General features: G+C 55.3%; 13 protein-coding genes. 9 read left to right on the top strand and 4 right to left on the bottom strand.

Features of this window, described 5'->3' with window-relative positions:
• Window positions 1-14 precede the first annotated feature (14 nt).
• The gene (locus GOW16_RS14730; RefSeq protein WP_170416310.1) at window positions 15-1,475 is read right to left on the bottom strand and encodes a PLP-dependent aminotransferase family protein; all 1,461 of its coding nucleotides are present in this window, start codon (window positions 1,473-1,475) and stop codon (window positions 15-17) included.
• Window positions 1,476-1,609: 134 nt separating this feature from the next.
• On the opposite strand from GOW16_RS14730, the gene GOW16_RS14725 reads away from it, so the two are divergent.
• Together GOW16_RS14725 and GOW16_RS14720 are read left to right on the top strand one after the other, a co-directional pair.
• A complete protein-coding gene (locus GOW16_RS14725) occupies window positions 1,610-1,918 on the top strand; it encodes an ArsR/SmtB family transcription factor (RefSeq protein WP_170416308.1) in 309 nt (102 codons plus the stop codon).
• A complete protein-coding gene (locus GOW16_RS14720; protein WP_170416306.1) occupies window positions 1,911-2,942 on the top strand; it encodes a permease in 1,032 nt (343 codons plus the stop codon). The genes GOW16_RS14725 and GOW16_RS14720 overlap by 8 nt, the downstream gene beginning before the upstream one ends.
• A gap of 615 nt (window positions 2,943-3,557) precedes the next feature.
• Here the strand turns inward: GOW16_RS14720 and GOW16_RS23090 are convergent.
• From GOW16_RS23090 to GOW16_RS14705, 3 genes are read right to left on the bottom strand one after another with little or no spacing between them, the layout of a single operon-like run.
• Window positions 3,558-4,235 (bottom strand): GntR family transcriptional regulator, encoded by a 678-nt coding sequence (locus tag GOW16_RS23090; protein ID WP_170416304.1) that lies wholly within the window; start codon window positions 4,233-4,235, stop codon window positions 3,558-3,560.
• Window positions 4,232-5,263 carry a Gfo/Idh/MocA family protein gene (locus tag GOW16_RS14710; RefSeq protein ID WP_170416302.1) on the bottom strand — a complete coding sequence of 344 codons (1,032 nt, stop codon included), beginning with the start codon at window positions 5,261-5,263 and terminating at the stop codon, window positions 4,232-4,234. The genes GOW16_RS23090 and GOW16_RS14710 overlap by 4 nt, the downstream gene beginning before the upstream one ends.
• Window positions 5,260-6,348, bottom strand: coding sequence for an isocitrate/isopropylmalate dehydrogenase family protein (locus GOW16_RS14705; RefSeq protein ID WP_170416300.1), 1,089 nt, complete (start codon window positions 6,346-6,348; stop codon window positions 5,260-5,262). Before GOW16_RS14705 ends, GOW16_RS14710 begins: the two co-directional genes overlap by 4 nt.
• Window positions 6,349-6,483: 135 nt before the next feature.
• Here GOW16_RS14705 and GOW16_RS14700 point away from each other — a divergent pair, with 135 nt between their 5' ends.
• From GOW16_RS14700 to otnC, 7 genes are read left to right on the top strand one after another with little or no spacing between them, the layout of a single operon-like run.
• Window positions 6,484-7,491 carry a Bug family tripartite tricarboxylate transporter substrate binding protein gene (locus GOW16_RS14700; protein ID WP_170416298.1) on the top strand — a complete coding sequence of 336 codons (1,008 nt, stop codon included), beginning with the start codon at window positions 6,484-6,486 and terminating at the stop codon, window positions 7,489-7,491.
• A 57-nt stretch (window positions 7,492-7,548) separates the two neighbouring features.
• Window positions 7,549-8,298, top strand: a complete 750-nt coding sequence (locus GOW16_RS14695) for a hypothetical protein (RefSeq protein ID WP_170416296.1) — start codon at window positions 7,549-7,551, stop codon at window positions 8,296-8,298.
• Between the two features lie 4 nt (window positions 8,299-8,302).
• A complete protein-coding gene (locus GOW16_RS14690) occupies window positions 8,303-9,814 on the top strand; it encodes a tripartite tricarboxylate transporter permease (protein ID WP_170416294.1) in 1,512 nt (503 codons plus the stop codon).
• On the top strand, window positions 9,814-10,101 hold the full coding sequence (locus GOW16_RS14685) for a putative quinol monooxygenase (RefSeq protein WP_170416292.1): 288 nt from the start codon (window positions 9,814-9,816) through the stop codon (window positions 10,099-10,101). The genes GOW16_RS14690 and GOW16_RS14685 overlap by 1 nt, the downstream gene beginning before the upstream one ends.
• On the top strand, window positions 10,098-10,895 hold the full coding sequence (locus GOW16_RS14680) for an N-acyl homoserine lactonase family protein (RefSeq protein ID WP_170416290.1): 798 nt from the start codon (window positions 10,098-10,100) through the stop codon (window positions 10,893-10,895). The genes GOW16_RS14685 and GOW16_RS14680 overlap by 4 nt, the downstream gene beginning before the upstream one ends.
• Window positions 10,892-12,169, top strand: a complete 1,278-nt coding sequence (otnK, locus tag GOW16_RS14675) for a 3-oxo-tetronate kinase (protein WP_170416288.1) — start codon at window positions 10,892-10,894, stop codon at window positions 12,167-12,169. The genes GOW16_RS14680 and otnK overlap by 4 nt, the downstream gene beginning before the upstream one ends.
• A complete protein-coding gene (otnC, locus tag GOW16_RS14670; protein ID WP_170416286.1) occupies window positions 12,166-12,807 on the top strand; it encodes a 3-oxo-tetronate 4-phosphate decarboxylase in 642 nt (213 codons plus the stop codon). Before otnK ends, otnC begins: the two co-directional genes overlap by 4 nt.
• Window positions 12,808-12,914: the final 107 nt, after the last annotated feature.

Here is a 12,914-nt window from a genome sequence, read left to right as displayed (position 1 = left end):
TGTCCAGAGCGGTGCTAGGTAGACCGAATAGCATCCGCGATAAGTTTCACGCCCGGCGCAATGCGGTCCCGGCCGATGGACGAGTATCCAAGGCGATAAAAGTTGCGCGGCCGGTGTGATCCGTTGAAGAACGGCGCGCCTGGTTCGATATGTACACCCTGGCTCTGCAGCTTGTGGGCAAGTTTGGTGGTGTCCACCCGTTCGGGAGCGGACATCCAGAGCGAGGATCCGCCCATGATTCCACGCCCGGCAACGGTAAGCCCGTACTGTTCGACTGCGGCATCCAGCGCTTCACGGCGCCGCGCCAAAGTCTTGGACATACGCCGGATCTGGGCATCGTAGTGGCCCAGCGACAGGAAATAAGCTGCAGTACGCTGGATGTGGCCCGGCGGGTGGCGCAACACCAGGGACCGCAAGGCGCGGGCTTCGCGGATAAAAGGCTCGGACCCGACAATGTAGCCAAGTCGTAATCCGGGAAACAGCGACTTTGAGAAGCTGCCCACATAGATCACCCGTCCGTCGCGATCCATCGACTTGAGGGCCGGGGACGGGGATCCCAGAAATGCCATTTCAAACTCGTAGTCGTCCTCGACCACCATGGCATCCAGTTCCCGCGCCTTTTTCAGCAGCTCGTGGCGGCGATCGACGGGCATCGTCGCGGTTGTCGGGCTTTGATGGCTGGGCGTGGTGAAAATAACATCTGTTTCGTCCGGCAGCGCGTCCGGGGTCAGTCCGTCGCTGTCGACGGCCAAGGGTGAAACCTTACAGTCAGAGTGATTCAACAGATCCCGCAGCGCATAATAGCAGGGGTCTTCGATCACGGCCGTGCGATTGCGGTTCAACAGGATGCGCGATGCCAGCCACAGGGCATTTTGTGCCCCCATGGTGATCAGAATCTCTTCGGGGCGGGCGGCGATTCCACGGCGGGGCAGGGTGTGACGAGCTATGAACTCGATCAGCAGCGGATCATCCTGATCCATGTAGTCGCCGGTCAGCGAGGCAAAATCCTTGTGACCTAGCGCACGGACCGCACATAGACGCCAGTTGGCGTGGTCGAACAGTTTCCGATCTGCCTGACCATAGATGAAGGGATACTTGTATTCGCGCCAGTTACTGGGCTTGGGCAGCACGTCCCCATCTGAGAACCGGCGCGCCAAAGCTGTTCCCCAGTCAACATTTTCATCGCGTTTCTGAACAGGCGAGTACTTTGGCGGAACGGGCGCGTTTTGCGACACGAAGTACCCTGACCGCCCCTTGGCCGACAGGTAGTCATTGGCCAGCAATTCCGTGTATGCCAACGTCACCGTGATCCGGCTAACACCCAGATGCGCCGCCAGTTTGCGAGATGAGGGCAGTTTTTCCCCGACATGGAAGCGGCCAGACAGGATGCCCTCGGCAATCATCTGCTGGATCTGGGCCTGCAGTGTACCCTGTCCGTTCAGTTCCAAAAAGAATGTGTCGACTGATATTCCCATACGGCCTTATAGGGTGGACTTAAGTTGAGGGCAATCTGGACTTAAGCTCGCCTCGAGACTTCGTGAACAACGGTGTTGACCAACACGAGTGATTAACCTAAATAACTAGAAATCTAGTTAAATGGAGATGCCAGATGTGGGAAACAGCTGCAGCAGGATTTTCGGCCATGGGTTCTGAAGCTCGATTGAAGGTTCTCAAGACATTGGTTCGGGCTGGCCAAGCAGGATTGACCGTTGGGGAAATCCAGAACCGCACAGGGATTGCGCCGTCAACACTGGCCCACCACCTGCGATTCCTCGCGGCAGGGGGTGTGGTCGAGCAAGAGAAAATCGGGCGCGCCACCATCAATCGTGCGAATTACGACGAACTTAAGAACCTGGCGCAGTTCATCCTCAGCGAATGCTGCGCAGACGAAGTTGGAAAGGCTGCGAACGATGGCTGAACTGACACAAAACCCAAAGATACCGGCCAAGGTTGCCGTTGACCTGATTAAAACCCCTTGGGCGGTGATCGTGCTCATCCTGGCGCTTGTCGCCATCCTTGACCCCGGCAACTGGAGTGAGATCGTTACTTTTGCAGGGAAAGCTCTTGCCCACACCGGCCAGTACATTCTGTTTGCTGTCTTGCTGCTATCTTACCTTAAGGCGACCGGTGCCGAGGTGATGGTCGCACGCGCGTTCGAGGGGCGTGAGACGCGGATGATCTTTCTGGCAGCGGTCTTCGGCGGGCTCGCACCGTTCTGTTCCTGCGAGGTCATCCCGTTCATCGCCGGATTGCTCGCACTTGGTGCGCCTCTGTCGGCGGTCATGGCGTTCTGGCTCAGCTCGCCCCTGATCGACCCGCCCACCTTGTTGATCACTGCAAGTGCATTGGGTTGGCCATTTGCAATCGGCAAGGCCATTGCCGCCGTCGCATTGGGTCTGTTTGGCGGCCTTACCGTCCGCGTCCTGATGCGGAGCGGTGCCTTTGCCCAGCCACTGCGCGAATATAAACCGGCTGGATGCTGTGGGTGTGGTGCCAAGCAGGATGACAAACCGGTCTGGAAGTTCTGGAATATTCCCGAGCGCCGTCAGCGTTTCCGGTCCGAGTTCGTTCACAACGGCCTGTTCCTGCTGAAATGGCTGGCTCTGGCCTATGTGCTCGAGGCACTTCTGGTCAGCTATGTACCCGCCGATCTCATCGCCCGCCTCGTTGGCGGCGAAGGTGTCGTTCCGATTGTCATAGCAGCGCTTGTCGGCATGCCTGCCTATCTGAACTCCTATGTCGCGCCGCCGCTGCTGGCAGGTCTGATGGATCAGGGGATGAGCGCGGGGGCTGCGATGTCGTTCATGGTTGCGGGTGCCGTCAGTTCGATCCCGGCAATGGCCGCCGTTTGGTCATTGGTCAAACCACGGGTCTTTGCGACCTACCTGGCGCTGGGGATCATCGGGGCCATCATCGCTGGTATCCTGTTCCAGATGGCCTGATACGAAATCCGTCCGGTGTTATTATCTGATGTGTTCTGTGTTGTGGAAGGCAGTTGGCAATTAGCCTCTGAGCTTTAGTTGGCTCCACCAAAAACGGTGGAGCCAACTTTGATAGATTGGACGGAAACCGGTCATGCGCTGCAATCGCATGAATCCCCGGACGCGACTTTCAAAGCGGCCATTCATTTCGGTAATGGAGAGTTGAAAAGGAAGGTAATTCTCTTGTCGGGGCGGCTCAGTCTCGGTTTCGACAAATGATTCAACTTCGGTCTTTGTGACTGTATCAGTCTCTGGGTTGATGATTGTCGAGATGGGTGTGTGCGGATCAACATCAACGTCCGGGGACTTGATAGACACGATCAGTGCATAGCGCGCAGACTGACTGTTGTTTCCCGGTGTTTTAGAACCTTTCCACCAACCTGTAGCTGGAGACACGCAGATCATGTTCCGGGTCAGGAGTCTGGCGGCCTCTCCGAGCCAAACATCACAGTGAATCGATCCAGCAGATACGGCAGCACTTCCGAACACCCACCATTCATCAGACGGTCTCGTCTGTTTCTTCGCCTCTGTTCAAAAAGCTTTTCTTTAGACGCCTAAAGGGCGGACACGAGTAGATCAGAGACTGTTAAGCCGATGCTTCTCTAGTATCCCGCAAAGCATAGCCATGGCTTGGAGTCTGTGTTCTCGATGGCGTTCGCGCGCGATATCTGGTTGACCTTCGCTAATCGCTTGGAAGACAACTCGGTGATCTTCGTTGGATTTGACGGGCAGGGGCCTGATGAACAACGTCGTTGCGCGCGCGCGACTCACTTGGTCGCTCATCATGGCAACAATCGCTTCGACTCGTTTGTTGCCGCCCAACCGAACGAGCTCCTGATGAAACAACTCGTCGGCCTCGGCCCAGGCTTCAAGGTCTTCGGCTTCGATGGCTTGGTCCATCTTGGCAATTGATCCAGCAAGCACCGCCAGTTCATCTTCTGAATAACTCGCTTCGGCAGCGCGCTGTGCTGCGAGACTCTCGAGTTCCGTCAGTATGTCGTAAATCTCACGCATATCGTCTGAAGAAACAGGCAGTATCCGAACACCCTTGCGGGGCCGCATTTCCAGCAACCCTTTACTTTCCAACATCAACGCAGCTTCCCGTATCGGGGTGCGGGACATTCCAAGTGTCTCGGCGAGTTCCGATTCCAGATGGTCAGTTCCGGCCGCAAGTTCGCCGGACAGGATCATCTGTCGCAAATCCCTAACAGCGCGTTGCGTATTGGAAAGAGTTTTTGCGTCCTGATCCTTCACGGCGTCTCCAGGTTGATCTTTCGTCCCTCCGCAGCCGAGAGATAGATGTTCTCTTCAATGCGGATCACGTCCAAATAGTCTCGAGCCGTGTTTTCCAGCGGCGTGCCCTTTACAAGGCCTGAAACGACGTGACTTTGCAAGGCGTGTACGCAGTCTCCTCCAAACGCATCATGATCGCTCGGAGGGAGAATATTCTGTCGGTCCTGTTTTCCAAAAGCGCGGAGGTCAACTGAACCGTCGCCGTTAAGAACCAGTGATCCTTCGGTTCCTTCGATGAGAGCCTCACCCATGGTTTGACGCAGGTTTTCGGCACTGTGGTCGAGGCACCTGTTGCCGTCGAAAAGAGCTTTCAAGCCGTTGGGGTGATCAAACAGAATGAAACCTGCATCCTCGCCCGAGATAACAGGGTTAACTTGGCGCAAGTCTGCATAAACGGCGCTGGGCGCATCGAACAAAAAACGGAATGTGTCTACCCAGTGCACCGCAGTTTCATGAACCAGGAAACGCGGCATGTCCTGAAAATACGGCTGCCGGTCAAGGTAGGCTTGTGGTCCCTTTCCGTCGCCGGGCCGAAGCCGAAAAGTAGCTTGTAGTGGTGTACCAATTCGACCCTCTGCCATCGCCACCTTGATCGCACGATACCAGGGCTGAAAGCGAAAATTCTCATGCACGACAATAGTTGCCCCAACCGCTTCAGCCTCTGAAACAATCTTCTCAGCTTCATCCAAAGACAAACAAAATGGCTTTTGGCAGATCAACCATTTTATTCCAGAGCACAGTGCCGTTCGGATGGTATCGGCCTGCGCCACAGGTGGAAGGATGATGTCCACGAGATCTGGTTTTTCCGCCTCCAGCATTTTTGACAGATCATTGTAAGCGGCCAGTCCTGTTTCTTTAGCCTTGTTGATATCACGGTTGCAGGATGCAATCGGAATAGCTCCGGGCATTCGGGACCAGCTTTCGTAGTGGAACCTGCTGAAGTATCCCGCACCGACACACGCGACTCTGATGGTTTGGCAAGTATTCATACCCGAAATGCTTCCAATACCGATGAGGCTGCGTCTTGCGTTCCTGCGGTGCCACCTAGGTCACGCGTCAGGTTCTGTCCGTTCGCAGTCACTTTTTCCACCGCTTCACGCAACCGTTCGCCGTCGTTGGACAGGCCTGGGTGGTCATGGGTCAAACCCAACCATTCAAGCATCATTGCTGCGGACAGTATCATCGCAAAAGGGTTGGCAATACCCTGTCCGGCAATGTCCGGAGCGGAACCATGGCAGGGTTGGAATACAGCGTGATTCAACCCGATATCCGCTGACGGAGCCAGTCCAAGACCGCCCATAAGACCTGCGCCAAGGTCGGAGAGGATGTCTCCGAACATGTTCTCAGTGACCAAAACATCAAATTCCCAAGGCTTTTGAACCATCCACAGAGCGGTAGCATCAACATAAGCATGGTCTGCCTGCAATTCGGGATGGTGGGCGGCTTCTGCATCAAACATCGATCTGAAGAACGCAAAGGCGCGGAATACGTTGGCTTTGTCGACACAAGTAACTCGACCCCGACCGCGCCCGGTTTTTTTGCGGTTCTGGGCGAGTTCAAACGCGAAACGGAACAGTTTTTCGGAAACCTCACGAGTGATCAGCAGAGTTTCACGTGCTTCGTGTTCGGTGACTTCACCAGCACCTTGGGTGAAAAACAGCCCTTCTGTGCTTTCGCGTATTAAGACAAAGTCGATCTCTTTTTCGGGAGGCAGAGCCAAGGGGGTCATTTGTTCGCTGCTTACCTTTACTGGCCGTACACCAGCGAAAAGTCCCAGTTGCTTTCGCAGATCAATCTGCGGTGAAATCTCGGTTCCGTCCGGGTATCGAACATCCGGCAAGCCCATTGCAGACAGCAGAATCGCGTCTGCATTGCGGGCAGTTTCGAGTGATCCAGCCGGAAACGATTCTCCAGTTTTGGCGTAGTGGCCTGCGCCTGCCGGAGCGTCTGTAAACACCAATTCGTAGGAAGGACTGCCGCGCGAGAGCTGACGCAGGATTTCAAGCGTAGGGGCCATAATTTCAGGGCCGATTCCGTCCCCGTGGAACACTGCCACATCATATCTTTTCTTCATCTTAGCCCGCTTCCTTCCCGTTCCGCATTCATAGCGCGATAGCAGCTTTCACTACAGTCCGTTGACAGTGCATTCTTTAATGTATACGCAAATAAATGCAATAATAAACGCAAAGATGTTTGGGAGGACTTGGAAATGAAACTGAAGTTAGGGCAGTTGGCGGCCGCAGCCGTGATTGCAACCGGGATTTCAGGGGCTGCTACCGCGCAGGATTACCCTTACCGTGATATCACCACAGCTGTGGTCTGGGGGGCCGGTGGCGGCACGGATACGATCAACCGAATGATCATGGCCGAAATGGAAAAACACCTTCCGGTTTCGATCAATGTGATCAACCAAACCGGTGGGGTCGCAGGCTCCAACGGCATGGTCTATGTCATGAACCAACCAGACGATGGCTATACGCTGGTTGGTCTGTCTGAGTCGAACGTCACCGCTGCTGTGCAGGGCGGTTGGGACAAGAAATTTGACTTTTGGTATCCGTTTATTGTCGGTGGTTCACCTGATCTGATCTCGGTTCCGGCGGACAGCCCTTACAATACTCTGGAAGAATTGGTTGATGCTGCCAAAGCCGCCCCTGGCACAATTCCTGCTGCCGCGTCCGGCGCGGGTTCGATCCACCACTTGAACCTTCTGGCCATCGAAAAAGGGTCCGGTGCAGAATTCAAGTTTGTTCCCTACAAAGGCTCAGCCCCGGGGCAGGAAGCGGCAATAGCGGGCGAGGTTGCGCTGGTTGTGACATCGCTGGCTGAACAGGCCCCGTTGATCGAAGGCGGCCAACTTAAACCCCTCGCGATGTTGACACCTGAAGATGCGCAGATTGCAGGGGCAACAGTGCCTTCTGCCTTTGGCATCTATGACGGTCTCGATCAGTATTTGCCGCTCAAGCAGGCCATCGGGTTTGCAGTTCACAGTTCAGCCGGGGACGACGTAAAGGCCGCGCTTGGTGATGCCTTCGAGCAAGCGATTGCGTCCGATACCGTCGCTGAATGGGCCTCTGCAAACAATTATGATGTCGGTGGTCAACACGGCGAAGAGGCTCAAGAGCTGTTTGCGAACCTCGAAGCTACCTTTGCCTATACCTTGCAAGATCTGGGCGCAGCGACCGTCGATCCGGCGTCGCTGGGTATCGAGAAGCCATAATCCGATCACTTTTGAAAGGGCGCGCCTGATCGCGCCCTTTCCGACAAGAGGCAGGCAATGGACAAACCTGACGATACACTGATCATGCGGGCGCGCGATTTCTGGGCATCGATTGGTCTGATAGCAATTTCCACCTTTTTCCTTTGGAAGACGTCGGACATCCCGCTTTGGGGTGAAAACCGCGCAGGTGTAAGTGGATCGGATTGGTACAACTCGGCTGCAATTGTACCGCTGTTCATCTTCGGGGGATTGCTTGTGCTGTCCTTCGTTTTGCTGGCTATTTCAATCCGCTCAGGTGGAGCTCAACACGCGTTCAGTGCTTTGGGCATCGGGTGGGATAAGTCGGAAGCCTATCGAGCTTCTACAATAGGCCTGATCCTTCTTGCATATGTCGTTGGGTTGGTTCCAAGAGTGGACTTCATTCTGTGTTCTGGCTTGCTGATTACAGCTTTGACTTACGGCTACTACGGCGGTCACGCGCGGCGTGCTTTGGTGGCTTGTATCGCAGTTGTCGTCGCCGGTTTGTTTGCGTTCGCCGTGTTTCCTGCTCAGGCGGATTGGAATGCACACGGTGATGATTGGTTTACACTGGCCTTGTGGGTCGCGTTAACACTAGTGGTGTTGACCAAAGCGGCTTCTGAACGCGTTTTGCGGTTCGTTCCATTGGTGGCAATACTTGCCCCGCTCATCCTCGTTTGTGCGATGGCCTTTGTTTTCCGGCAGAACGTGCCCGCGCGCGGCGGGCTGATCTTCAAGCAAATCGAATACCACTACTACGTGACGCTTCGTCCGCTATGGAAAGACTGACCGGATGGACTTTATTCTTTCGCAACTGGCTGGATTTGGGACTGCATTCGTGGGTCTGGCGGTGGACCCGCTGACCTATCTGTATCTGATCGCATCCGTATTCCTGGGCATCACATTCGGCGCATTGCCCGGCCTGACCGCAACCCTGGCAGTGACGATCCTGACGGGTTTCTTCGGCAACAAGATCCCGTTGGACTATTCGCTCATCGCATTGCTCGGGGCCTATGTTGGCGCGATTTACGGCGGTTCTTACCCGTCTATTCTGCTGAACATTCCGGGCACGGCAGCCAGCGCGGCGACTGCTATGGATGGCTACCCACTGGCCAAAGCGGGTCGAGGGGGCGAAGCACTTGGGCTGACCACGACGGCCAGTTTCATTGGCACAGTTATCGGGACCATCACGCTTTTGATTTTCGTCTGGGTGTTGCTTTTGGTTTCAAAGAACATCGCAAGCCCGGAGAAAGCATTGCTGGCCCTGTTCGGCATTCTGCTTTCTGGCACTTTGATGAGCGAAGACCTGGTGATTAAGGGATGGATCGCCGGTCTGATCGGGCTTGCGATGTCCATGGTGGGGCTTGACCCTCTGTTGTCTGAACCGCGCTATACCTTCGGCTGGTCTTACCTGATGAGCGGATTTCAGGTTGTGCCAGTTTTGATGGGGGCCTTTGCGATCCCCCAAATCATTGATGGTTTGACGCACGTTGAGGCCGGGAAAGTTCTGGCCCTGAAAGGCCGCATTCTTCCAAACCTTCGCTCTATTCGACGTTACTTGCCGACCATTGGCCGATCAGGAGTGATCGGGACCGGGGTAGGAGCGCTTCCCGGCGTGGGCGAAGATGTCGCCGGTTGGGTCAGCTACGGTGTTGGCAAGACCGTGTCCGCCGAGGGCGACAAATACGGAAAAGGCTCCTTGGAAGGTCTGCTGTGCTCTGAGACCGCAAACAATGCCTGTATTGGCGGCGCGCTGATCCCGCTTTTGGTGTTGGGTATCCCCGGTTCACCACCCGCCGCCGCTTTGATGGGGGCCTTCAAGATCAACAACGTGATCCCGGGTCCGACGATTGATCCCGAGATCATTCTGCGCGTTGTCGCAATCTTGGTGCTGGCCTCCCTGACAATGTTCTTGATGGGGCTTTTCACCGCTCGGGTCTTTATCAAAATACTCGCCATCCCGCAGACCATCTTCTTGCCCGTTGTTATGGTTCTGACAACAATTGGGTCTTTCAGTGTTGGTGGTGGCATCAATGATCTCTACCTGATGCTCGGAGTAGGCGCCGTTGCCTATTTTATGAACTTGATGAAATACCCAATCGCGCCGTTGGTGATAGGCGTTATTCTGGGCAGCCTGTTTGATGAAACCTTCCGCCGATCGCTGTTCTTGTCGGACGGGGATCTTTCGGTCTTCTTTTCGCGACCCGGTGCGGCCATTCTGCTTGTGCTCAACGTTGGACTGATCCTCAGCCAACTGCCCGTGGCAAAGCGCGCTTTCTCACGTCTGAAAGGACTTTCCGTCTGATGTTTGTGGTTACCGTCACCTTCACTCTCAAGCCCGGTACGAGAGAAGCTTTCATGCCGCTGATGGTAGAAAACGCTTCAACCTCTTTGCGTGAAGAACCCGGATGCCAGCAGTTTGACGTATGCCTCGGCGACGATCCCGAGACAGTTTTTCTCTATGAGGTTTATGATGACAGCGCGGCGTTCTCCGCCCACCTAGAAAGTGCGCATTTTCAGTCCTTCGATACGGCTGTGGCTGATATGATCGCCACCAAGACGGTTCACCAGTATTCCGAGATCATCCGATGAACGATTGGGAAATTCACGCCGTCAAGTACGCGGATCGCAATGCCCGCACTCGACGCGACAGCTTCATCTTGGATGACAATCACGACGCACCTCACGCGATGGACTATTTCGTTTGGGTATTGAAGCGCGGTAACGAAGTCATTCTGGTCGATACTGGCTACGACTCCGATGAGGCCGCTGCCCGCGGTCGTCCCATCGCGATGGACCCACGCGAGGCTTTGCGCCCCTTGGACATTGCGCCGGAAGCGGCGACAGACATCATCGTGACCCATCTTCATTATGACCACGCGGGGGGGCTGCATATGTTCCCTAACGCGAAGTTGCATATGCAATCGGCGGAGATGGCCTTCGCCACCGGCCCCTGCATGTGCCACGATCACCTGCGCGCGCCTTTCACGGCGGGCCATGTCTGCGAGGTCGTAAAGCGTCTCTATTCAGGCAAGGTCGTGTTCTACGATGGAGAGGCCGAGATTGCAGATGGGGTGACCGTGCACTGTATCGGCGGGCATTCGCGCGGGTTGCAATGCGTTCGCGTAAGAACGGCAGTCGGGTGGATGGTTCTCGCCTCTGACGCCTCGCATTACTACGAGAATTTCATGGCGCGCAAAGCCTTTCCCATCGTCGTCGATTTGCAGGACATGATGGATGGTTTCGAGACACTCGAGAGGTTGGCGTCGCATCCTAGGCTTATCGTGCCCGGTCATGATCCACTTGTGCGTGCGGTATTTCCTGTAGGCGCGGCACCGCATATCCATAGGCTGGATCCAGGGCCGGCGCGGGACATTGAACTATGAAAATCGGTGTCATAGCGGACGATTTTACCGGTGCGAGTGATATCGCTAACACCTTGGCAAAGGGCGTTGAGCCGGAAGGTGGGTTACGAACCGCGCAGTTTCCAGGTGTTCCGAATACCCCAGCCGACGAGGAGATCGAAGCAGGCGTCATCTCGCTCAAGAGTCGCACTGCACCGGTCGAGGAAGCCATTGCAGCCAGCCTGAGTGCCTTGCGGTGGCTCGCGGACCAAGGATGCCAGCAGTTCATCTTCAAATATTGCTCGACCTTCGATTCCACGATGGAGGGAAATATCGGCCCGGTCGCGGAAGCACTTGCCAACGAACTGGGTGCGCAAAAGGTGGTTTTCTGTCCGGCCTTTCCGGCAACGGGACGTACGGTCTATCACGGTCATCTATTTGTGCTTGGCAAGCTGTTGCACGAGTCTGGGATGGAAAATCACCCTCTTACTCCGATGAGGGATGCCAACATCAGGCGATGGTTGCAGTATCAGACCCAAGAAGCGGTCGGGTTGGTGTCAATTGACGCCGTGGAGCAAGGATCAGAGGCGATTGCTGCTGCTTTGCAGAAGGCCGACGAACGCTTTGTGATTGGCGATGCGATTTCGGACGAGGATTTGCTGACCTGGGGCGAGGTTCTGAAGGATGCCAAGCTCATTACCGGGGGATCCGGGGTGGCACTGGGGCTCCCCAGAAACTTCCGGACGGAGGATTCATCTAAAAATGTTGGCAGTGTGTGCACCGGTATCGCTGGGCCTGCCGCGATCCTTGCCGGGTCTTGTTCAGGAGCGACCCGCGGGCAGATTGAAACTCACGCGAAGACCCATCCGACCTTCGCCATTGATGTTCCAGGTGTCATGTCCAGGGAAGTGACCACGCAAACGCTTCTGGATTTCTTTGAAGCGCACCCGGGTCAGGCGCCGCTCGCATATTCATCGGGAAGCCCGGAGGATGTGCGAGCGATCCAAAATCAATTTGGTCAGGAAGCAGTTGCGGAAAAGCTGGACAATCTCTTTGCAGAAACTGCACGGGAACTTGTCCAAACGGGGTATAAGCGCCTTGTCGTGGCCGGAGGAGAGACGTCGGGAGCTGTCGCCCAGGCTGTCTCTGAGGCACTGAGATCACCGGCCATGTCAATTGGGCCGGAAATTGACCCGGGCGTGCCAGTCCTGAGCGTTGGAAAAACTGAACCCATTGCGCTGGCTCTAAAGTCTGGAAATTTTGGCTCTCCCGACTTTTTTGCTAAGGCCCTGAGAATGATGGAGTCTGGCAAATGAGTTCTAAAGAATTGGTATTGCGACAGCAGATGTCAGATCTCTGCGCTTCGTTGTTTGCGCGGGGATTTTCAGTCGGTACTGCGGGCAATGTCTCCGCACGTCTACACAACGGAATCCTCATGACACCAACCAACTCCACCTTGGGGGATATCGATCCCGAGTGCATCGCCAAGATTGATTTGGATGGGAACCACGTCTCCGGAGACAAGCCGACCAAGGAGGTCTTTCTGCACCAAGCCTTCTATGAGACGCGGCCAGAAGCTGGTGCAGTGGTGCATTTGCATTCGACCTGGGCCACCGCACTGTCGTGTCTGGAAGACACCGATCCCAATGACTGTATTCCACCGCTTACACCATACGTGGTCATGCGCGTAGGCACGGTCAAACTGATCCCATACGTCAAGCCGGGTGATCCGAAATCAGGTGATTTGATCCGTGAACTGGGCGGCAATTTTAGTGCTGTTCTGCTGGCCAATCACGGGCCCGTCGTATCGGGAAAGGATCTGTTCTCAGCAGTTTGTGCAGCAGAAGAGTTGGAAGAAACGGCTAAGCTGCTAGTGGCTTTGCGCGGCCTGCCAACCCGCCTACTGGATGCTGAAAAAGTCTCAGAGCTCAAAGTGGCTTTCGGAAGAATTTAAACCGATACCGAAACGGGGAATGTGCATTTTTTGGGCAAATCGTGCAAAATGACGCACAAATACTACGCAAAGTTTTGGCCAAGCTTCTAAGATTTTCTTGGATAATA

It is taken from the genome of Ruegeria atlantica, from assembly GCF_013033965.1.
GTDB classification, from domain to species: Bacteria; Pseudomonadota; Alphaproteobacteria; order Rhodobacterales; family Rhodobacteraceae; genus Ruegeria; species Ruegeria atlantica_D.
The sequence above is the reverse complement of the archived record's forward strand: the minus strand, read 5'-3'. Positions and strand labels throughout refer to the sequence as shown.

Excerpts from the sequence above, each read along its gene's own strand:
- GOW16_RS14730 (WP_170416310.1), bottom strand. The coding sequence starts at position 1,475 with ATGGGAATATCAGTCGACACATTCTTTTTGGAACTGAACGGACAGGGT.
- GOW16_RS14725 (WP_170416308.1), top strand. The coding sequence starts at position 1,610 with ATGTGGGAAACAGCTGCAGCAGGATTTTCGGCCATGGGTTCTGAAGCT.
- GOW16_RS14720 (WP_170416306.1), top strand. The coding sequence starts at position 1,911 with ATGGCTGAACTGACACAAAACCCAAAGATACCGGCCAAGGTTGCCGTT.
- GOW16_RS14710 (WP_170416302.1), bottom strand. The coding sequence starts at position 5,263 with ATGAATACTTGCCAAACCATCAGAGTCGCGTGTGTCGGTGCGGGATAC.
- GOW16_RS14705 (WP_170416300.1), bottom strand. The coding sequence starts at position 6,348 with ATGAAGAAAAGATATGATGTGGCAGTGTTCCACGGGGACGGAATCGGC.
- GOW16_RS14700 (WP_170416298.1), top strand. The coding sequence starts at position 6,484 with ATGAAACTGAAGTTAGGGCAGTTGGCGGCCGCAGCCGTGATTGCAACC.
- GOW16_RS14695 (WP_170416296.1), top strand. The coding sequence starts at position 7,549 with ATGGACAAACCTGACGATACACTGATCATGCGGGCGCGCGATTTCTGG.
- GOW16_RS14690 (WP_170416294.1), top strand. The coding sequence starts at position 8,303 with ATGGACTTTATTCTTTCGCAACTGGCTGGATTTGGGACTGCATTCGTG.
- GOW16_RS14685 (WP_170416292.1), top strand. The coding sequence starts at position 9,814 with ATGTTTGTGGTTACCGTCACCTTCACTCTCAAGCCCGGTACGAGAGAA.
- GOW16_RS14680 (WP_170416290.1), top strand. The coding sequence starts at position 10,098 with ATGAACGATTGGGAAATTCACGCCGTCAAGTACGCGGATCGCAATGCC.
- otnK (WP_170416288.1), top strand. The coding sequence starts at position 10,892 with ATGAAAATCGGTGTCATAGCGGACGATTTTACCGGTGCGAGTGATATC.
- otnC (WP_170416286.1), top strand. The coding sequence starts at position 12,166 with ATGAGTTCTAAAGAATTGGTATTGCGACAGCAGATGTCAGATCTCTGC.